Origin of the sequence: Ruegeria sp. HKCCA5929 (assembly GCF_013034525.1) — a bacterium.
Taxonomy (GTDB): domain Bacteria; phylum Pseudomonadota; class Alphaproteobacteria; order Rhodobacterales; family Rhodobacteraceae; genus Ruegeria.
Genome location: NZ_WQGE01000005.1, coordinates 248,113 through 267,685 on the forward strand (window position 1 = coordinate 248,113; position 19,573 = coordinate 267,685).

A 19,573-nucleotide genomic window follows, 5' to 3' on the forward strand; every position below is an offset into this window, starting at 1 on the left:
GTGCACGCGCAGTAAGTTATTGACAGTTCTGCTTGGGGCTCCTTCGAGACATTCGTCGCGACCCGCATAAGCGTCAGGTTTTGAATTCTCGGAGGGAAGGCCTTAGATAGAACCCAATGGGCATTGCTGAACGGGTGTTACCCGAGTAGCTCGTGCAGGGAGTTCTTCGTTTTATCGTGACTCAATTTCGAATGCTCGGCGATCAAGTCAGCTAATTCTGGTCGGCATGAACCGCAGTTCGTTCCAGCTTTGAGAACATCTCCGATACCGTCCACATTGATCATATGATTGTCGTGAATGGCACCGACGACGGTTTTTAATCCGACCCCGAAACACGAACAGACGATCGGGCCGCAGTCTTCAAAGCCAGCAGATGATTGGCCAGACAGAATCTGCTGGGGTGCCACCTTGGGCAAAGTTGCCAAATAGTCTCGCATCAGGGCGATAGGTTGGCGCGCGACAAAGAGCAATGCCAGAATGCGCTGACCGTCTGACAGTGCAATTCTATAAGAGCCACGTTTGCGATCTTCTACTGAAGTCGCCGTTGCATCCGGTAAACCAAACCAAACGCGAGCAGTCCTTTCCCAGTCTTCAACAATCTGGCTCCCTGCCAATTCCATCCTATAGCCGTTGTTTGTTTTGGCAGTCGCCGAATACTCTGCGTTAGTGGACGCAGCATCTACTGAAACGGCGAAACCGTACCATGCAGCTTTCATGCGTCGAACGGATACCGCTGTTGATTTGCTTTCCGGTTGTCCAGAAATCGGGTCAGTTACACTGGGAATTATCGCGTTTACACGGGCCGACGGTGCTGTTTCTCCGGTCCAATGAATGGGCGCAAACACATTGCCACGCGCAATAGCTTCCGTAATGCGAAGTCGAAATATGCCGCTTCCAGCTGAACTACTGACTTCGATCAAATCGGCAGCGCCAAAACCCAGTTGGTCAGCGTCTTTAGGGTTCATTTCCAGATAAGGCTCGGCAAGATGGGCCGATAAGCGAGGCGACAAACCGGATCGTGTCATTGTGTGCCACTGATCCCGGTTTCTCCCTGTGTTCAACAAGAAAGGGTGCCGTTTTGATGGCTCTGCCTTGGGTCGTCGATGGATCACGGGCACAAACCGCGCCTTGCCATCGGGATGAAAAAAACGCCCGTCGCCGAAGAAACGACCATCAGATTTTCGCGATGTCGTCGGCCAACGCGTTGGGCGCAAAGCATCATATTCTTCGTCGTTGATGTCCGAAAAACCTGCAATTTCAAAGTCCTTGCCAAAAGAGACGGCAAGCGAGGACATGTTCGCGTATTCCTTGAAAATCTCCGCTGCAGACTCGTAACTAAAAGCTTCTGTCCACCCCATGCGGCGACCCACCTCGGCCAAAATATCCCAATCCGCGCGTGCCTGTCCCGGAGGGGTTAAAACGGCGCGTTGTCGGCTGATCGTGCGGTCTGAATTGGTTACAGTGCCGCATTTTTCGCCCCATCCTGCCGCTGGAAGCAATACGTCTGCGAGACGCGCGGTGTCTGTCCGGGCAGTCAGGTCGCTGACAACTGTGAATGGACAACTTTCGATCGCTGACTTCACCCGGTCGGCATCCGGCATGGTGGCCGCCGGATTGGTGTGGATGATCCAAAGTGCTTTTATCTGACCGCGTTCGACAGCGCGAAACAAGTCCACCGCTTTAAGCCCTTGCTCCTCCGGCATCGTTGGTGCTTTCCAGAAGTCCCGGACGGCTGATCTGTGGGCCTCGTTTTCAATATCCAGGTGACACGCAAGCATGTTGGCCAGACCACCAACCTCTCGACCACCCATGGCGTTTGGTTGACCGGTAACCGAGAACGGGCCCATCCCTGCACGTCCGATACGTCCCGTAGCCAGATGGCAGTTCAGGATCGCGTTGACTTTGTCTGTTCCGCTGGAGGATTGGTTTACGCCTTGACTGAAAATCGTAACAACCCGCTCGGTTCCAATCCACAGATCGCAAAACGCTTCGATTTCATCTGGTGTGAGCCCGGTCTCATCCGGATCATCAAGCTGGGCGAGTTCGAGGGCTTCAGTGTACCCATGGCTGCGATCCAGAAAATCCGGTGCCACATGCCCCGTCTGGTGAATTCTGGTTAGCAGTCGATTAAACAACGCCACGTCGCTGCCAGGTTGCAACGCCAGATGAAGATCTGCTTGATCGCAGCTTGCTGTTCGACGCGGATCGACAACCACAATCCTTGTACCGCGCGCCTGACGTGCGGCTATCACGCGCTGATACAGAACGGGATGGCACCAAGCGAGGTTCGAGCCAACCAAGACAACCAAATCAGCCTCGTCCAGATCCTTATAAGTCCCGGGCACCGTATCTGTGCCAAAGGCGCGTTTGTGTCCGGCCACTGTTGACGCCATACACAGTCGAGAATTGGTGTCGATGTTGGCCGACCCCATGAAACCCTTCATCAGCTTGTTGGCGACGTAGTAATCCTCTGTCAGCAACTGCCCCGAGACGTAAAATGCCACGCTGTCCGGTCCATGGTTCTTGATTGCAGCAGAAAACCGATCTGCGACCAGCTGCAGCGCCTTTTCCCAGTTTGTGTCTTGGCCGAAGGCGCGAGGAGCCAGCAACCGATGTTCCAGCCCGACTGTTTCGCCCAAAGCCAAGCCTTTCGAGCACAAACGCCCGAAATTCGCCGGATGATCCGGATCACCGCGAACAGTCAAGCCTCCGGCCCCATCGGGTCGCAGAAGCACACCGCAACCGACCCCGCAATAGGCGCAAGTCGAGCGAACTTCGGGCAGACCACTTCCGTCCATCAGGCGGCGCTCCGCCGGGTAACTGCGCTGTCGTCCAACAGGATACGGTCCTCTTCAAGGCGCACGGGATAGATGGTGATGCGGCCAGCATCAGCGCCCTGCGCTTCGCCTGTGTTCAGGTCAAATACCCAATTGTGCAAAGGACAGGTCACCGACTGCCCGTGCACGATACCCTCAGACAACGGACCGCCCTTGTGCGGGCAGCTGTTGGTCGCGGCAAAGACCTCCGCCTCGGCAGTACGGAAGACTGCGATGCAGCCAATATGCGTCTTGACCAGACGCGCCCCTCGCAAGGGAACCTCGTCGATATGTCCGATGTCGATCCAGCTCATTCCGCGGCCTCCAGTGTGAAATCTGCAATTGGCGCGTAGGTCCGCGCTTTTTCTTTGACGTGTTCGGCCCACGGGTCTTTGCGGTAGATGCTCTGCGACAGTTCGAACCGGGCGACCAGGGCGGCGCGGATTTCAAGGTCGTCGACAACCTGAGCTTGGACCCAGCCCATTCCGACCTTACCCAACCATTTATACAGGCGATCCAGATATTTACCGCCTTCGCGGTAGGCCTGCGTGACGGCCATCACGACCTCGATCGCTTCGTCTTCGGTGGGAACCTGGCAGAGCAATTCGGTCTCTTTGACGTCCATGCCTGCGGCCCCCCCGATGCTGATCTGATACCCAGAGTCCACGCAGACCACGCCGATGTCCTTGCACGTCGCCTCGGCACAGTTTCGAGGGCAGCCGGATACGGCCAGCTTCAGCTTGTGCGGCGTCCACGACCCCCACAGGGTTTTCTCAAGCTTGATGCCTAGCCCAGTGCTGTCCTGTGTACCAAACCGGCAATGATCGGTGCCGACGCAGGTTTTGACCGTGCGTAGACCTTTGGAATAGGCGTGGCCAGAGACCAGCCCGGCCTTGTTCAGGTCTGACCATATGGCGGGCAGATCTTCGCCTTTGACGCCCAGCAGATCGATCCGCTGACCGCCAGTAACCTTGACGGTGGGCACATCGTACTTGTCCGCCGCATTTGCAATGGCGCGCAGTTCGTCAGGCGTGGTGATCCCGCCCCACATACGCGGTACAACGCTAAATGTGCCGTCCTTCTGGATGTTGGCGTGCTTGCGCTCGTTGACAAAGCGGCTTTGCGGGTCGTCCTGATACTCCAGTGGCCAATCCGCCAGCAGGTAATAATTGATCGCCGGGCGGCAGACATGGCAGCCATTGGGCGTCGTCCAGCCAAGTTCCTGCCAGACGGCAGCCTGACTTTTCAGTTCCTGGCCCTTGATCAGACGACGTACATCCTCATGCGTCAGATCGGTGCAGCCGCAGATTGGTTGCACCGTTGGCATCTGGAAGTCGTCACCCAATGTGACCTGCAACACCTGTTCCACCAGCCCAGAACAGGTGCCGCAGGACGCACTGGCCTTGGTGCCTGCACGAACCGCGCCCAGATCGTCGGCGCCTGCGTTGATCGCCTCGACAATCTCGCCTTTGCATACGCCGTTGCAGCCGCAAATCTCCGCCTCAGGCGGCAATGCTGCAACGGCTGAGAGAGGGTCCGCGGTGTCGCCCCCCTGATAGGCTGGACCAAAGATCAGTGTCTCTCGCATCGCTTCGATGCTGGTGCCATCCTTGATCAGGCCAAAGAACCAGCTGCCATCGGCCGTGTCGCCATACATAACGGCGCCGACCAGACGATCCTCTTCGATCACAAGGCGTTTGTAGACCCCGCGCGAGGGGTCTCGGAACACGATATCCTCACGTCCTGGCCCTTCGGCGAAGTCGCCAGCGCTGAACAGATCGCAGCCGGTGACCTTCAACTTGGTCGACAGTGTTTTCTGCGTGAAAGCAGCGTCTTCCTCCAGCAATGCCTGCGCTGCGACTTTCGCTTGATCGTAGAGCGGCGCAACAAGACCAAAGACCTCTCCATCATGTTCGACACACTCACCAACCGCAAAGACATCCGGGTCCGAGGTCAGCATCTGGTCATCCACATGAATGCCACGCCCGGTGGCCAGACTAGCCTCTTGCGCCAGCGCCGTATTGGGGCGGATGCCCACCGCCATGACCAGCAGATCACAGGGCAGTTCGGTCCCGTCATCCAGCAACAAAGCGCGGACCTTGCCGTCTTCCCCAAGGATTTCTTTGGAGTTCGCCTGCAGGCAGATCTTGATGCCTTTGTCTTCCAGCGACTTCTTAAGCAAATACCCTGCGGCTTCGTCCAGCTGACGCTCCATCAGGTGGCCCATGATGTGAACGACGGTCACGTCGACTCCATGCGCGGCCATGCCCGCAGCGGCCTCAAGCCCCAGCAGGCCGCCGCCGATCACGACAACCTTGTTGTTCGAGCCCATGCCCATCATCCGCTGGGTGTCTTCCAGATCGCGATAGGCAATCACGCCGTCCAGATTATGGCCGGGCAGAGGGATCATGAACGGGTTCGACCCTGTCGCGATAACCAGTTTGTCGTATGGAACGTGGCCATTTGCACCCTCGACCACCTTCATCTCGCGGTCGATTTTCTCAACCTTCTCACCAAAGCGGCAGGCAATGCCCCGCGCGGCGTACCAGGCATCGTCGTGGGTCACGATCTCTTCATAGGTTTTCTCGCCCGACAGCACCGGGCTGAGCATGATGCGGTTGTAATTCCCGCGCGGCTCGGCGTTGAACAAGGTGATGTCGAACGCATCCGGCGCGGCGTCGGTCAGGTGCTCCAGCACCCGGCCCGAGGCCATACCTGCGCCAATGACTACAAGTCTTTGCTTCATGATTTCACTCCGCTGCAATCGCCTTGGGGGCGGGTGTTTTGGGTTTGGCGCCATGTTCGTATTCTTCCAGAAAATCGAGGACTTCCTGCCTGTAGGCGTAGTAATCTGGGTGCTCCAACAAGGCTTTGCGCGTGCGTGGGCGTGGTAGGTCGACCTTGGTGATCTTGCCGATGGTCGCCTGTGGGCCGTTGGTCATCATCACCACGCGGTCGGCCAGCAGGATCGCCTCGTCCACATCATGGGTCACACAGATCGCGGTGACCTTGGTGCGGGACCAGACCTCCATCAGCACTTCCTGCAATTCCCAGCGGGTGAGGCTGTCGAGCATTCCAAAAGGTTCATCCAGCAACAGGAGTTTGGGAGACAGGGCAAAAGCGCGGGCGATGCCGACGCGCTGCTTCATCCCGTTCGACAGGTCAGAGGCGGATTTGTCCATCGCATCGGCCAGACCAACGCGTTCCAGATAGTATTCGACCACATCCTGCCGCTCGGCCATGCTGGCTTTTGGGTAGACCTTATCCACACCGATCGCGACGTTTTCCTTGGCGCTGAGCCAAGGGAACAAGTTCGGCGATTGGAACACGACGGCGCGTTCAGGATCGGCCCCTTCGACATGGCGGCCATCCAACTTAATCGCGCCTTTGGAGATGTCGTTTAGCCCTGCGGCCATGGTCAAAACGGTGGACTTGCCGCAGCCCGAGTGACCGATCAGCGAAATGAACTCGCCCTTGTCGATTTTCAGGTCGAAATCTTCGACCACGGTCAGAGGGCCCTTGGGCGTAGGGTAGACCTTGTGCAATTGTGAGAAGTCGAGGAACCGGTCCTGGATCATCCCCTTCTGCGCTTCTGCTACCGCCGTGGGCACGCCATGAATTGGCGTCACGTCGGGCAGGATGCGCGAGCCTTCAACCTTGGCCTCGATCCCCACATCCATCAGGTATTTGGTGACGTCGGCACGCAGGCGCTTGAATGTCTCATCGTTGTTCATCGCCCCACGTTCACGGGGGCGTGGGATCGACACGCGGAACTCCTGACCCAGCGTTCCATCAGGGTTCAGAGCAATTATCCGGTCGGCCAGAATGATCGCCTCGTCCACGTCATTGGTGATCAGAACGCAGGTTTTCTTGTCAGCTTCCCAGATATGCTCGATCTCATCCGCCAGATTGGCGCGGGTGAGCGCGTCAAGCGCCGATAAAGGCTCATCCAGCAGCAGAACCTCGGGGTTCATCGACAAGGCGCGCGCCACGTTGACCCGCTGGCGCATCCCGCCGGACAGTTCTGCAGGGCGGCGCGTAGCAGCATGGCTGAGGCCTACCATCTTGACGTAGTGCGCGACTTTCTCGGCTTTCTCGGCCTTGCTGAGGCCGGGAAAGACCGTATCCACTGCCAGACCCACATTGCCGCTGACCGTCAGCCACGGCATCAGCGAATAGTTCTGGAAGATCACGCCCCGTTCCGGGCCTGGCCCCTTGATCGGGGCACCTTTAAATGTGACCTCGCCATTCGTGGGCATATCCAGGCCGGCCATCAAGTTGATCAGGGTCGTCTTACCGGTGCCCGAAAACCCGAGGATCACCAGAAATTCGCCCTCTTGCACGTCCAGATCGATGCCTTTCAGCACATCCGTGCGCGCAGTGCCCTCGCCGAACGATTTCGAGGCGTTTTTGAAGCTTAGAATGCTCATCGCGCTCACCGGTTGTTCGTGAATGTGAAGAGGGATTGCAGCGCGTACATCACCCGGTCCAGCAGGAAGCCGATGATGCCGATGGTGAAGACCGCAACCATAATCTTGGCCAGAGAACTGGATGAGCCGTTCTGGAACTCATCCCAGACGAATTTGCCCAGTCCGGGGTTCTGAGCCAGCATCTCGGCTGCGATCAAGACCATCCAGCCTACGCCAAGTGACAGGCGCAAACCGGTGAAGATCAAAGGCAAGGCCGAGGGCAGCACCAGCTTGGTGATCTTGGTATAAGTGTTCATTTTCAGAACTTTGGAGACGTTCACCAGGTCCTTGTCGATGGACGCCACGCCCAGTGCGGTATTGATCAGGGTCGGCCACAGCGAACAGAGCGTCACAGTGATGGCCGAGATCAGGAAGGATTTCGCGAACCAGCCGTCATTGGTGACGTAAACCGCCGAGACGATCATGGTCACAATCGGCAGCCATGCCAGCGGCGAGACCGGCTTGAAGATCTGGATCAGTGGGTTCAGAGCCGCATTCGCAGTTGGGGACAGACCAGCGGCGATCCCCAAAGGTACGGCTACTACGGTCGCGATCAGGAACCCGAAGAACACGGTTTTGATCGAGGTCCAGATCTGCTGATAGTAGGACGGCGCACCGGTATAGGCGACTTGCTTGACCTCATCCGCCCGGCCCGCATCGATCAGCTTCTGGTTCCGTTTCTCTACCATAGCCTCGAACTTGGCGCGTTTGGCAGCCTTCGCTTGTGCGTCCTCGTTGAGGTTGATCATTTCTTCCCAGACCTGAGCCGGTCCGGGGACTGCACCCAGAGAGGTCTGCACTTTTGGTGCCAGTGTCGCCCACAGAAGCAGGAAGGCACAGATCGACAACAAAGGCACGATCAGCAAACGCCAGATCTCGGTCACCTGGGCGCGAGGATTGTCTCCGGCGGCAGCCTTCAGAACCGGGGTGGCCCAGCTAAGGCCAAGCACCTGAAACCACTTGTCTGCGGCGTTGATGCGGGTGAACAGGCGGGCGCGGCGCGCCTCTCGGGCGGCGTCTGCGTTGAATTCTGGATCGACCGTTGTCATCTGATCTTGTCCTTGCGATGGCGGGGCAATATTTGGGCCACGCCCGGCAGATGCCGGGCGCGGATTTTCGGGATTAGCCTTGCACGTCCGAGCCGACGATCTTCTGATCGCCCTTCAGACCGATGGACAGGCTTTCGAGATAGGCGTTGGGGGTACGACCGTCATAGGCGATGCCGTCGATGATATCCTCGGCTGGGGTCGGCGCTTTGTAACCATCACTCTCCCAAGGGAAGTCGGCCTCATTCGCAAGGCCTTCGTCGACAAGCAGGCGTGCGGCTTCCAGATAGATTTCGGGCTTGTAGACAGACTTTGCGACTTCGTCATACCAGCTGTCTGGTTTCGCTTCGGCGATCTGACCCCAACGGCGCATCTGGGTCAGGTACCAGACCGCGTCCGAATAGAAGGGATAGGTCGCGTTGTAGCGGAAGAACACGTTGAAATCGGGAACCTCACGCTTGTCGCCTTTCTCATACTCAAACGTTCCGGTCATCGAGTTGGCGATGACCTCATAGTCTGCGCCCACATATTCCGGGCGGCTGAGCATTTCGACCGCTTCGGGGCGGTTGGCGTTTTCGTTCTCGTCCAGCCACATCGCGGCCCGGATCAGGGCCTTGGTCACGGCCAGAGTGGTGTTGGGGTACTGTTCAGCGAACTCGGCATTGAGGCCAAAGACCTTTTCGGGGTTGTTCTTCCACAGCTCATAGTCAGTGATCACCGGTACGCCGATACCCTTGAACACAGCCTGCTGGTTCCACGGCTCACCCACGCAGTAGCCGTAGATCGTACCGGCCTCCAACGTGGCAGGCATCTGCGGCGGAGGCGTCACCGACAGGAACACATCCGCGCCGATCTGACCGGTCACATTTTCGGGGCTATAGAAACCTGGATGCAGTCCACCTGCCGCCAGCCAATAACGCAGTTCGTAGTTGTGTGTCGAAACCGGGAAGACCATGCCCATGTTAAAGGGTTTTCCCTCGGATTTGTACTTCTCGACTACCGGAGCAAGCGCCTCGGCGCTGATCGGGTGCTGCGGACGACCATCCTCCATCTTGGGGATGTTCGGCTTCATCTCTTCCCAAACTTCGTTGGATACGGTGATGCCGTTGCCGTTCAGGTCCATCGAAAATGGCGTGATGATATGGGCTTCGGTACCGTAGCCAATGGTTGCGGCCAAAGGCTGTCCGGCCAGCATATGCGCGCCATCCAGCTGCCCGTCGATCACACCGTCCAGCAGGACTTTCCAGTTAGCCTGTGCCTCAAGCGTCACGAACAGACCCTCGTCCAGAAAATATCCGTTCTCATAGGCGACGGCCAACGGTGCCATGTCGGTCAGCTTGATAAAGCCAAAGGTCAGCTCGTCTTTTTCCAGTTCCAGTTCGGCCAGTGCCGGAGACACAAGCGCCGTTGTAGCAGCGAGGCCTAGTAAAAGCTTTTTCATTTCGATCCCTTTCGGTTCAGCCCAACCCGCTGGGCAAACAAAAAAGCCGCCGACACACACCGCCGGGAGGAGTTGGCGGTTGGTCGAGCGGCTTTGCTCTTGTGAGGTGCCCAAACAGTTGGGCGAATTCCGACGGTGGGCTTCGTTGCCTACCGATGACCCGATTAAGACATCCTTGATCTAGGCGGTCATCCAGTTTTTGGCGTCAAAACGCGATTTTTCTGCATTGCAGCGTGAATTGATGCTGCAATGCAAAAAAAATAGGCGCTCTTACCCTGTTGGCTCGAAAATACGACGGTCGAAGAAGACATTCGGCGGCAGAATCAGGCTTCCGTTTGTCGACGCTACAGCAGTCGACACTGGAAGCGCCCCCTCCAGCTTCTCCGACGCTCCGGGGGTTTCGGCACCTAACCCGAACAGTTCGCGCCGGTAGAGATCGCTGCGAAACACTCGGGCTGCCTGACGTTCGGCCGTGCTAACATCGATCCCGTTCCGAAGTGCCAGCTGATGCGCGATCCACTTGGCCTGACTGCGCCAAGGGAAGGTGGCAGCACCGTCGTAGAACTCGACAAACCCTTCTACATGGCGTTGCTCGCCACGTGCCGAGATAGTGAACTCGCCCATCAGCGCTCGATCAATCAGCTCGGGTGAAACGTTGAGGTAGGTTTTGCGTGACAGCATCTCGGATGCGGTTGTTCGGCTGTCCGTGTTTGACAGCCAACGACCCGCACGCCAAACGGCCCGCATGAGTCCGCCCAGCAAATGTGGTTCGGTTTCTGCCCAGTCATTTCTGACCGCCAACACTTTTTCAGGTGCGCAGGTCCAGATCGCCTTACCGGGCAAAAGCAAGGCTCCAACATTGTCATCCACAGCGAATGAGCCCCAAGGCTCGCCCACGCAGAAGGCGTCAATCTCGCCACCCGCAAGCGCCTGCGCCATGAGAGGGGGCGGAACGGTGCGGATTTCGACCTGCTTCGAGGCGAGTCCGGTTCCCGCAACCCAATAGCGCAGCAACTCAACATGCATTGAAAACGGAAAGGGCACGCCAAACACCAAAACGTCGCCAGCGGCCTTTGCCAGCGCGGCCCCAGCGGCGGCGGCATCGGAGAAATCGAAGTCATAGCCCTGATCGGCCAGACGCTCAGCCAATTGAGCTCCAACGCCAATAACGTTGCCATTCAAGGACAAGACAGACACAGCGGATAGCGGTGTGGCAATGCCACCAAGACCCAAGGCCATGGCAACTGGGACAGGTGACAGTAGATGTGCTGCGTCCACATGCCCAAATGCCAGCATGTCGCGCAAAGAGGACCATGATGGGGCCGGACGCAGGTCTAGCGAGATACCTTCGGCATGGTCAAAACCCATCTCGCGCGCAACGATCAGCGGAGCCGCGTCAACCAAAGGCATATATGCGACGGGCAACGTTACGGTTCTCATGACAACAACCCTGAAGCAGTTACCAAAGCCTCCGCCACATCGGCGACGCGGCGTTTCTGGTTCATCGCGGTCTTCCTAAGTAAGGCATAGGCTTCGTCTTCTGAAATGCCCTTTGCTTTCATCAGCAAACCCTTTGCGCGATCGATCACTTTACGCTCTTCAAGCGCACGGCGGGTTTCTGCAAGTTCAGTCCGCATTTGGCGCAGCACTTGAAACCGAGCGATGGCGGTATCGATGACAGGTTTAATGCGCTCAGCTTGCAATCCATCGACAACATAAGCTGATACACCGGCCTCAACAGCAGCTTTCGCCAATCCGCCTGCGGCGCCTGAGACGAACATGGCCACCGGTCGCTCCATCGGGCCCGAAGCCACGGTAAGTTCTTCCAACATGTCACGAGAGGGGTTGTCGATATCAATCAGAACAATATCCGGGCTATGAGTAGCAATTTTCCTTGCCAGCCCAGAAACACTGCCGATTACAGAAACGTCTACGTCTCCGGCCTCTTTAAGAGCATCCACAATCGCAAAGGCACGTTCTTGGTTCTGTTCGACTACAACGACAGTTAGATGTTGGTTCATAAGGTCACAAGTGGGGCCAAGGCTCATTGGTAGCAATTCCAGCGCCATTTAACGCTTCATCTCGCTGACGGTTCGCCCAATTTTTCAGCTTGATTTCAAGCTTAGCGGAATACCTGCACAGTTTTTCTACATGCCATCAAAGGAAGCCGTGGTAGCATATCGCATAAAATATTTTGGTTTCTTTGTTGCGCCACCCGTTGGCTTTGAGGGACCAAATTTCACCTCCATCTACAGATCAAAATCGAAGCTCCGCTTTGACAGCTAAAACAGTGTCTGCCCGTGTCTGACGGAACGACCCGTAAGATACGAATAACATACACCTAAATAAAGTGCAGCGAAGGTCTGCTTCGAGCCCTAAAAGTGGACGTTCGCATGAACGGATTGGCCTAATGTTGCGTCAACAAGACCTGCCGGGGATTCACAGTAACGACGCAGAGATTAAGTATACTTCACCCTCCGGGAGTATACCAAATTGGCGACGTGTAAGCGCGTTCCTGTGTTGACGTGGGCACGTCGGCAGGCAATTCGTCTCCAAAACGAACGGCATCGTAAATTGTCCACCTCGGCGTGGGGATTTCCAAGACGCGGGCATAGTAGAAAGCCCGCACTGAAGGATCGAATTCAGGGTCCGTCCAAACAGTGATTAGCTCTGGAGACCCAATCGAATTGGTAAACGTACCCGCTGCAACATCCACGGTGTTCCCCACTGCTGGCAGGTTACCGTCCGCATCGGGTTCTCGGTCTCCTGACCAAGCCACGTCATAAACCCGCTCTTCAGTTTCGCCGCTGGCATTTAACCAACCTTTCACAATCTGAACGCGGTCTAGATTGCCGGAGAACGGATCTTTCAGCGCAGCAACCAAGAATGTTGGGGCGTCTGCGCCTTCTGTCGCGTTTGCGAGGTCCCCACCCATTGGAACGCCTTTTTCATATCCGATTTCCGCGGGCAAACGAGATCTTGCATCATCTTCGGTAAAGTCCCAGCCACCAAAGAAACGAACCGCGATGCGACTGCCGGTTGTCCCATAGACCTCTTTCCGCTCCATTGCATCGAATATTGCTTCGCGCGTGTTGTCCCGAGCCCAGACCGCTGCATAGCCAGAAGCTGCCATCTCCCATCCAAGAATTCTTGTTGCATCAAACTCACCAACAACATGCTGCCAACGTCCGGGCTCTGGTTCGACGCCAGAGTGTTTGCCAAAGAAATTGTCTTCTTCCGCCGTTGCCAAAGCCGTATGGCTGTCGGTCGATCCCACTACTCCGAATTTGTATGGATTGGTGCCGAGCTGAGCCTCTAGCTTGAGACCGTTCTTCAATGCCTCACGCGCATATTCATATTGGAGCATCCAATCTTCTTTGGGCGTTGGACCCAGGTTGGATTTATCCCAAGTTTCATAGTCTGCGAACTCATCGTTTGGGCTTAGGAATGGATGTGTTTCTCCGTCACCTTTGATTTGGGTGATTTCGTACATTGGTTCCCACTTCGCGCGCCGTTCTGCATAGTCACCTGTCAACGGCTCACCCGTTTCCGGGTTGGTTTCGACCGGGAACATAAGACCGTTAGAGACGTTGCCGTTGTGGGCAAGGGCCAGCACACGCCCGCCAGTCTCTTGTTCATATGTTTCCATCCAGTCCCATAACCGTTCCGGATTAAAGGTTTCTGCGGTAGTGAAAGGCAGCATCTGCCGTGCGCGAATGGCATCATCGCGGTAGATCACGTTGCGGTGGAGGTTGTTGCCAGCTTCGGTGGACGTCCATTCATATCCAATGAACGCTGTGAATGTACCGGGGGCGTTGTGATGATCCGCAGTTTGCGTGAACTCGTCCCAGACGGATTGTACGAACCTACGATCTGAAACAGCCTCGGGAAGAGCGTCCCCGGTGATGCCAGCAAAGGTTTCGATAACTTCCATTGTTGCGCCAAGCGCGACATCCCCCCCGGCGTTGAGGCGTTCGTTCCAGTCTCGAAGCGTCGGGTCGCGCATCAGCGTGGAGTTCCCCGCAACGATCTCATTCATAGCGCCCATGGCGTCAGAGTGATCGGATACAACAAGCCAGTCGAGCGGTCGCGACAACTTCACGCGCAAACCGTGCGACGTGGTGACTTCCTCACCTCGCGCAAACCTATAGGCATCGTCGGGGCTCAGAATGACGCCAAATCCGCGGGCGTCGAGCGAGTTTGACGTGTGCAGGTGAGTGTCACCCCACAGAGGTCGTGTAGGAAAGTCTCGACCTGCATAGGGTGAGAAATCGGCGGGCGCGGGTTCACGCATATCATCGACCGATATGGTCATCTCTCCAACTTGCCCGCCTTGTGCGGCCTCTTGAGCATTTGAAGGGCTTGTTATGAATGCTGCGGAAACGATTGCTGTCGATGTCGTCAGAAAAAACTTCATTTGAACCTCCCAGCCGAGCTGAATGCCAGACTATGGCAACATCTGAGTGGGCTGTTCGTCAAGGAAAACAAAGGTTTTTCTTAGTTGATCACAAGGGATCGCGGAGGAGATTCGATTGATCGCTGATTGCAGCTTCGCCCGTAACTGGACGCCCAGCTGCTGCTTCAAAACTCTGTACCGAATGGTCGTTCTTGACGATTGGTGACTTGGTTCGTCGGTCTTGAGCACGTGATCTTGATCGGAGCCGCTGTCATGAAATGGTTTTCTCGCACATTCCTACTTTGCTTATCTCTTCTATTTGCCACGGTCGCTTCAGCTCAAGACAAACCCAACATCGTATTCATATTTCTAGATAATTTTGGCTGGGGCGAACCCGGATTCAATGGAGGCGGCATAATCCGTGGTGCAGCGACCCCGGAGATGGACGACCTGGCCGCGGAAGGATTACGACTCACGAACTTCAACGTTGAAAGTCAATGCACGCCGTCCCGTGCAGCGACTATGACCGGTCGTTACGGCATTCGGAGTGGCAATCATACGGTGCCACTTGGAGGTGGCATCTACGGTCTGACCCAGTGGGAAATCACAATGGCCGAGATGCTCAAGGAAGCAGGGTATAACACGGCCATGTATGGCAAATGGCACCTTGGCTGGACCGAGGGGCGCTATCCAACGAATCAAGGATTCGACGAGTTTTACGGCGTTGAAACCACTGATGTCACAGTCTGGCGCTCGCTGCCGGGCTTTGCCGAAGCCAACATGGAAGAACCGGTTGTGATGCAGGGTGTTGCAGGTGCGCCAGCAACCATAGCGCGCGACTATGATCTGGATTATCGCGGCGAGATAGATGGCGACCTGACAAAGAAAGCCATTGATTTCATCGAAACCAAGAGCGGGGAAGATGCACCATTCTTCATCTATCTTGCCTATACGCAGACCCACTATCCAAACATCGTGTCCGAAGAATTTGATGGCGCCACGGGAAACGGCGTCTGGGCTGACATTCTACTTCAAACAGATAGCTATATCGGACGCATCGTTGATGCACTTGAGGATGCTGGTGTTTCCGACGAAACGGTGGTGATCTTTACTGCTGACAACGGCCCCGAAGCTCTTCCGGTTGGAAACGCAAATGTCTCGCCGATTCCTGCAGTACATGGTACAGCCGGGCCTTGGCGCGGTACTCTGTTCACCAGTCTCGAAGGAAGCATGCGCGTGCCCTTCGCAATCAAGTGGCCGGGGAAGATTCCCGCTGGTTCGGAAAGCAATGACGTTGTCCACTCGATGGACCTTTATCCAACACTGGCCGCATTTGCAGGTGGCAAGGTGCCTGATGACAGGGCCTTTGATGGCATCGACCAATCCAAGTTCTTTCTGGGCATCCAACCGCGTTCTAACCGAGAAGGCGTGATCGTCTACATGGGCGAGCAGATATTCGGCGTCAAATGGAAGGACTGGAAAGTCCTGTTCAAAGAGAACACAACGGCTTTTGGTGCGACGGAGTCTTTCGATACACCACGGGTCTACAATCTTCTGAATGATCCGCACGAGCGTGAAAGCGTACTTTTCCCTTACACATGGGCGGTCGAAAAGGCGTTGCCGCAGTTGCAGGAACACATCGCAACGTTCAAAGAGCACCCGCCAATCCCGCCCGGAACGCCGGATCCCTACGAACCTCCCAAAAACTGAACGGCAGGTTTGTCGGCATGGTTGACCTTGACTGCATCGAGCCCCGGTGTCCGCTATGCGGAAAAAGCTGTCGCTCACTGCACTAACACAGCCAACCCTTTCTTAGATGTCGCGATTATGCTCACCGCTCCGCGCTTGATACTGATCGATGTGATCAAAACAAGCTGCTTACCAGCGTTTAAACAAGTCACCTGCATGTCCAAGGACATCAACCGGATGTTCCGTATAAACGTGTGGGTCAAGCAACGGGTTCTTCCGACATGACGTCTGCAAAGGATTTGAAGAACTTGGCCGCTAGTTTCTTCGCTGTACTCTGAATTAGACGGCTTCCAAGTTGCGCCAACTTACCGCCGATCACGGCTTTGGCTTCGTAGCGCAGAATGGTCTGAGAGCCATTTTCGGTCAGAGTTACGTCAGCGCCGCCTCTTGCATGGCCAGCTGCGCCACCATTGCCTTGGCCTTCCAGCGAAAATGTCTCTGGCGCGCCGTCGGTTTTAAGGATCACATCTCCGCTGAATTTCGCTTTCACGGGTCCAACTTTAAGAACAACTTTGGCTTCAAGTTCGGTGTCAGACTTCTTGATCAGCTCTTCGCACCCGGGGATACAGCGTTTCAGTATCTCGGGGTCGTTCAACGCTGCATAAACCACGTCGCGCGGGGCATCGATGAGAATTTCGTCGGCCAGTTCCATGGCGGTTCCTTCCTTTGTTCAGCAACAGGGGTATTTGATCTTTGCAAGCACCTCAGCCTGCTCACTAGAGGGCTTGAAGATACGAGTTAAGATTTTGAAAAGTTTACGAATTTGGATCTCTTTCGGCGGAATTCCTGCGCACGGTGACCAGTTCCGCCAGAATGGAGAGCGCGATTTCTTCTGGCGTGACAGCACCAATGTCCAAACCGGCTGGGGCTGAGACGGTCGCAAGTGTGATCTCGGGCACACCGGCTTCAGAGAGCTTTTTTGAAAGGGCAGCGAACTTCTTTTTACTGCCTACAAAAGCGACATAGTTTGCTTCGTACGCAAGCGCGTCGCGCAAGGCGTCCAGATCGCCCTGCCCTTGCGTCGCAACGACGACCGCACTCATCTTTCCTAGTGCATTCTCCCCATCCAAGGCACGTGTTATCGACCAGTGAAAACGTGGTGCGATTTGTGCCAAAGCTTCTGCGACAGGCGAGTTCCCAAGTACTGTTAACTCTGGCATCGGAAGACAAGGCTCAATGAAGATGTCGATGGTACCACGAGAGGGACAACCGTTGCGCGCATAGAGTACGCCCTCCATCATTGCTCCGGCACTGACGCCGATATCGTTTAAAAAGTCTTCCGGCGCGACCGACACAAGCTTAGGTGCGCCGGTTTCGAGAGCCTCCAAGGTGGCTCGCCTCACAGCGCCACGGGTGCAGCCGCCGCCAAGAAACCCGTGCAAGATAGTGCCATCCGCACCAATGATTGCCTTTGCGCCAGGTTTTGCCGCAGTGGTTCCCGCAGTACGCACGATTGTGGCAAAGGCAAACGGTTGTTCATTGGCGCGCAGAGATAGGGCTGTTTCTGCCAGGTCTGAAGAAAACAACTCAGCGGGGGTCATAGCGATACCAACTCCTTCTCAAGCGCGGCAAGGTCCGCCAGCGTGTTAGCTGCGTAAAAGCGGTCCAAATGAGGCAATGCAGCCGCCATGCCCGCTGCCACGGGTGCATAATCGCGCCAGCCTTTGAGGGGGTTCAGCCAAAGAATGCGGCAGCCACGTTTGCGTAACTTGGTCAACGCGGCGTCGATGTGGTCAGGGGAAGAGGTGTCATAGCCGTCCGAAAGGATCATCACGACCGAACGACCATCGACGAACCGACGCGCATATGTAGCCGCGAAACGGTCCAGGCTTTCCCCGATTTTGGAGCCTCCGCCGAACCCATCCGCCATCAAGGACATCCGTCCGATGGCGCGCATGGCGTCCTTATCGCGTAAAGCTTCGGTTATCCGCACGAGGCGTGTGTGAAACAGGTATGCGTCGGCGGTTGGATCTCCGCGCATCAGGCCGGCCAAAAAGGCCAGGAACACTCGCGCATATACGGTCATAGAGCCGGAAACATCGCATAGGGCTACGATTTTGCGGCTACGATCAGGGCGTTTGCGCTTAATGAGTCGGATGGGTTCGCCCCCTGTTGCCAGGCTGCGCCGGATTGTTTTGCGGAAATGCAGGCGGTCCCCTTTACGGGCAGCGATGCGACGGCGGGAGCGGCGGTCGCGCAGCGCTTGTCCGAGGCGGCGGGCAACCTCTTCGGCCTCGGAAATCTCTTCCGCCCGTACCAGCTCACGTAGGTCGCGCCGGGACAGGTTTCGCATCTCGGTGGCGATCAGCTTGCCGTCGCCATTGCTTTCCGCATCACCTTCACCTCCGTCCGGCGCTGTCGCATCGCCAGCGCCTCCAACGTCTTCTCCTTTGGCATCTCGTGACGAATGTACGCTGTCGTCGCCCTTGGTAGGGGCCGATATTTTCGGCATGACCTTTGTGCGCACGCGACCAGCATCCATCCAGAAACTGTCGAACAGCAAATCAAACCTCTGCGCGTCGTCCTTGCATCCCGTGCAGACCGCCTTGAGGGCGCAACGCGCCTCTGAGGGGTTGGCTGCCTCAACATAGGTCAAGGCCGCCAGAGCCGCTTCGGTTTCCTGCACGCCAAGGCGCAGGCCATTCTCTCGCAAATGGGCCAGGAACCCCGCCATGCGCGCTGTGGCGCCGGGATCTCGGCCAGCAAAGCGGGTTACGCGGGTCATGCGGCCTTACCCGCAATGCGTTGTGCCACTTCGGTGGTGATATGTGCGCGATCGCCCTGAGTTTTTAATAGTGTCGTGAGTGTGGCTTGGAGGGCTGCCGGATTTTCCGTTAGATCGGCAATCCCTAACCCCATAAGGGCGGCGGCAAAATCCAGTGTCTCCGCGATTCCGGGCACTTTCTCCAGCTCTTCCTTGCGCAGCGCCTGGACGAACCCGATCACCTGATCGGCCAGCAGCGCTTCAATCCCAGCGCAACGGGCCTTCAGAATCGCGAGTTCCGTTGTCCTGTCAGGATAATCGACATAAGCGAAAAGGCAGCGGCGCCTTAGCGCGTCCGACAAGTCGCGGGTGCCATTCGAGGTTAGTATAACTGTTGGCACGGTGGTGGCTTTGATGGTGCCAAGTTCTGGCACCGTGATTTGGTAATCGGCAAGAATCTCGAGCAGGAAGGCTTCGAACTCTTCGTCTGCGCGGTCAATTTCATCGATCAGCAAAACTGGAGAAACGTCTTGCGTGATCGCCGACAGCAAGGGGCGTTCCAACAAATACTCGCGCGAGAATATCCGATCCTCGACCGCCTTGCCGGTCTCGCCTGCTTCAGAGGACGCACGGATCGCCAGGAGTTGCCGTTGGTAATTCCACTCATAGATTGCCTGAGAGGCGTCCAAACCTTCATAGCATTGCAGACGGATCAATTGCGTATTCTGGGCCGCAGCCAGTACTCGGGCAACTTCGGTTTTTCCCACGCCCGCTGCACCTTCCAGCAGTAGAGGGCGGTGCAATGACAAAGCCAAATGCAGCGACACCGCAAGATCGTCTGAGGCGACGTAGTTCTGTTCTACAAGTGCAGATTGGAGATCGGTCCAGGTCATCAGAGCCTCAAGTGGTTTAAAAGGCGCGCGCTGCCATCCCTGCTGCGCGCGCCAGAAGC

General features: G+C 56.5%; 14 protein-coding genes. 1 reads left to right on the plus strand and 13 read right to left on the minus strand.

Translation table 11 applies throughout. The features are described 5' to 3' along the window. Window positions 1-137: 137 nt before the first annotated feature. The 9 genes from GOV90_RS14110 to GOV90_RS14150 all read right to left on the minus strand — a co-directional run bounded on the left by GOV90_RS14110 (window position 138) and on the right by GOV90_RS14150 (window position 14,189). Window positions 138-2,798 carry a nitrate reductase gene (locus tag GOV90_RS14110; protein WP_171091867.1) on the minus strand — a complete coding sequence of 887 codons (2,661 nt, stop codon included), beginning with the start codon at window positions 2,796-2,798 and terminating at the stop codon, window positions 138-140. Beyond that, on the minus strand, window positions 2,798-3,130 hold the full coding sequence (gene nirD, locus GOV90_RS14115; RefSeq protein WP_171091868.1) for a nitrite reductase small subunit NirD: 333 nt from the start codon (window positions 3,128-3,130) through the stop codon (window positions 2,798-2,800). The genes GOV90_RS14110 and nirD overlap by 1 nt, the downstream gene beginning before the upstream one ends. Further along, complete coding sequence (gene nirB, locus GOV90_RS14120) at window positions 3,127-5,562, minus strand: nitrite reductase large subunit NirB (protein WP_171105599.1); 2,436 nt, start codon at window positions 5,560-5,562, stop codon at window positions 3,127-3,129. Before nirB ends, nirD begins: the two co-directional genes overlap by 4 nt. A 4-nt stretch (window positions 5,563-5,566) precedes the next feature. Then, window positions 5,567-7,246 carry an ABC transporter ATP-binding protein gene (locus tag GOV90_RS14125; protein ID WP_171091873.1) on the minus strand — a complete coding sequence of 560 codons (1,680 nt, stop codon included), beginning with the start codon at window positions 7,244-7,246 and terminating at the stop codon, window positions 5,567-5,569. 5 nt (window positions 7,247-7,251) lie between these two features. Then, window positions 7,252-8,334: an ABC transporter permease gene (locus GOV90_RS14130; RefSeq protein WP_171091875.1), complete on the minus strand. Its 1,083-nt coding sequence runs from the start codon at window positions 8,332-8,334 to the stop codon at window positions 7,252-7,254. 73 nt (window positions 8,335-8,407) lie between these two features. Then, a complete protein-coding gene (locus GOV90_RS14135) occupies window positions 8,408-9,772 on the minus strand; it encodes a CmpA/NrtA family ABC transporter substrate-binding protein (protein ID WP_171091877.1) in 1,365 nt (454 codons plus the stop codon). A gap of 270 nt (window positions 9,773-10,042) precedes the next feature. Continuing rightward, on the minus strand, window positions 10,043-11,212 hold the full coding sequence (locus GOV90_RS14140; RefSeq protein WP_171091879.1) for an ABC transporter substrate-binding protein: 1,170 nt from the start codon (window positions 11,210-11,212) through the stop codon (window positions 10,043-10,045). Then, window positions 11,209-11,793: an ANTAR domain-containing response regulator gene (locus tag GOV90_RS14145; RefSeq protein WP_171092025.1), complete on the minus strand. Its 585-nt coding sequence runs from the start codon at window positions 11,791-11,793 to the stop codon at window positions 11,209-11,211. The genes GOV90_RS14140 and GOV90_RS14145 overlap by 4 nt, the downstream gene beginning before the upstream one ends. A gap of 449 nt (window positions 11,794-12,242) precedes the next feature. Continuing rightward, window positions 12,243-14,189 carry a DUF3604 domain-containing protein gene (locus GOV90_RS14150; RefSeq protein WP_171091881.1) on the minus strand — a complete coding sequence of 649 codons (1,947 nt, stop codon included), beginning with the start codon at window positions 14,187-14,189 and terminating at the stop codon, window positions 12,243-12,245. A gap of 252 nt (window positions 14,190-14,441) precedes the next feature. Between GOV90_RS14150 and GOV90_RS14155 the strand changes: the two genes are divergently transcribed. Next, the gene (locus GOV90_RS14155) at window positions 14,442-15,878 is read left to right on the plus strand and encodes an arylsulfatase (RefSeq protein WP_171091883.1); all 1,437 of its coding nucleotides are present in this window, start codon (window positions 14,442-14,444) and stop codon (window positions 15,876-15,878) included. Between the two features lie 238 nt (window positions 15,879-16,116). Here GOV90_RS14155 and GOV90_RS14160 read toward each other — a convergent pair whose 3' ends face one another. The 4 genes from GOV90_RS14160 to GOV90_RS14175 all read right to left on the minus strand — a co-directional run bounded on the left by GOV90_RS14160 (window position 16,117) and on the right by GOV90_RS14175 (window position 19,514). Beyond that, entirely contained in the window at window positions 16,117-16,569 is a 453-nt protein-coding gene (locus GOV90_RS14160) for a carbon monoxide dehydrogenase subunit G (RefSeq protein ID WP_171091885.1), read from the minus strand. Window positions 16,570-16,672: 103 nt separating this feature from the next. Continuing rightward, window positions 16,673-17,458 (minus strand): XdhC family protein, encoded by a 786-nt coding sequence (locus tag GOV90_RS14165; protein ID WP_171091886.1) that lies wholly within the window; start codon window positions 17,456-17,458, stop codon window positions 16,673-16,675. Continuing rightward, window positions 17,455-18,642: a VWA domain-containing protein gene (locus GOV90_RS14170; protein WP_171091888.1), complete on the minus strand. Its 1,188-nt coding sequence runs from the start codon at window positions 18,640-18,642 to the stop codon at window positions 17,455-17,457. The genes GOV90_RS14165 and GOV90_RS14170 overlap by 4 nt, the downstream gene beginning before the upstream one ends. Continuing rightward, window positions 18,639-19,514 carry a MoxR family ATPase gene (locus GOV90_RS14175; protein ID WP_171091890.1) on the minus strand — a complete coding sequence of 292 codons (876 nt, stop codon included), beginning with the start codon at window positions 19,512-19,514 and terminating at the stop codon, window positions 18,639-18,641. The genes GOV90_RS14170 and GOV90_RS14175 overlap by 4 nt, the downstream gene beginning before the upstream one ends. Window positions 19,515-19,573 lie beyond the last annotated feature (59 nt).

Excerpts from the sequence above, each read along its gene's own strand:
- GOV90_RS14140 (WP_171091879.1), bottom strand. The coding sequence starts at position 11,212 with ATGAGAACCGTAACGTTGCCCGTCGCATATATGCCTTTGGTTGACGCG.
- GOV90_RS14165 (WP_171091886.1), bottom strand. The coding sequence starts at position 17,458 with ATGACCCCCGCTGAGTTGTTTTCTTCAGACCTGGCAGAAACAGCCCTA.
- nirD (WP_171091868.1), bottom strand. The coding sequence starts at position 3,130 with ATGAGCTGGATCGACATCGGACATATCGACGAGGTTCCCTTGCGAGGG.
- GOV90_RS14160 (WP_171091885.1), bottom strand. The coding sequence starts at position 16,569 with ATGGAACTGGCCGACGAAATTCTCATCGATGCCCCGCGCGACGTGGTT.
- GOV90_RS14175 (WP_171091890.1), bottom strand. The coding sequence starts at position 19,514 with ATGACCTGGACCGATCTCCAATCTGCACTTGTAGAACAGAACTACGTC.
- GOV90_RS14125 (WP_171091873.1), bottom strand. The coding sequence starts at position 7,246 with ATGAGCATTCTAAGCTTCAAAAACGCCTCGAAATCGTTCGGCGAGGGC.
- GOV90_RS14110 (WP_171091867.1), bottom strand. The coding sequence starts at position 2,798 with ATGGACGGAAGTGGTCTGCCCGAAGTTCGCTCGACTTGCGCCTATTGC.
- GOV90_RS14145 (WP_171092025.1), bottom strand. The coding sequence starts at position 11,793 with ATGAACCAACATCTAACTGTCGTTGTAGTCGAACAGAACCAAGAACGT.
- GOV90_RS14155 (WP_171091883.1), top strand. The coding sequence starts at position 14,442 with ATGAAATGGTTTTCTCGCACATTCCTACTTTGCTTATCTCTTCTATTT.
- nirB (WP_171105599.1), bottom strand. The coding sequence starts at position 5,562 with ATGAAGCAAAGACTTGTAGTCATTGGCGCAGGTATGGCCTCGGGCCGG.
- GOV90_RS14170 (WP_171091888.1), bottom strand. The coding sequence starts at position 18,642 with ATGACCCGCGTAACCCGCTTTGCTGGCCGAGATCCCGGCGCCACAGCG.
- GOV90_RS14130 (WP_171091875.1), bottom strand. The coding sequence starts at position 8,334 with ATGACAACGGTCGATCCAGAATTCAACGCAGACGCCGCCCGAGAGGCG.
- GOV90_RS14135 (WP_171091877.1), bottom strand. The coding sequence starts at position 9,772 with ATGAAAAAGCTTTTACTAGGCCTCGCTGCTACAACGGCGCTTGTGTCT.
- GOV90_RS14150 (WP_171091881.1), bottom strand. The coding sequence starts at position 14,189 with ATGAAGTTTTTTCTGACGACATCGACAGCAATCGTTTCCGCAGCATTC.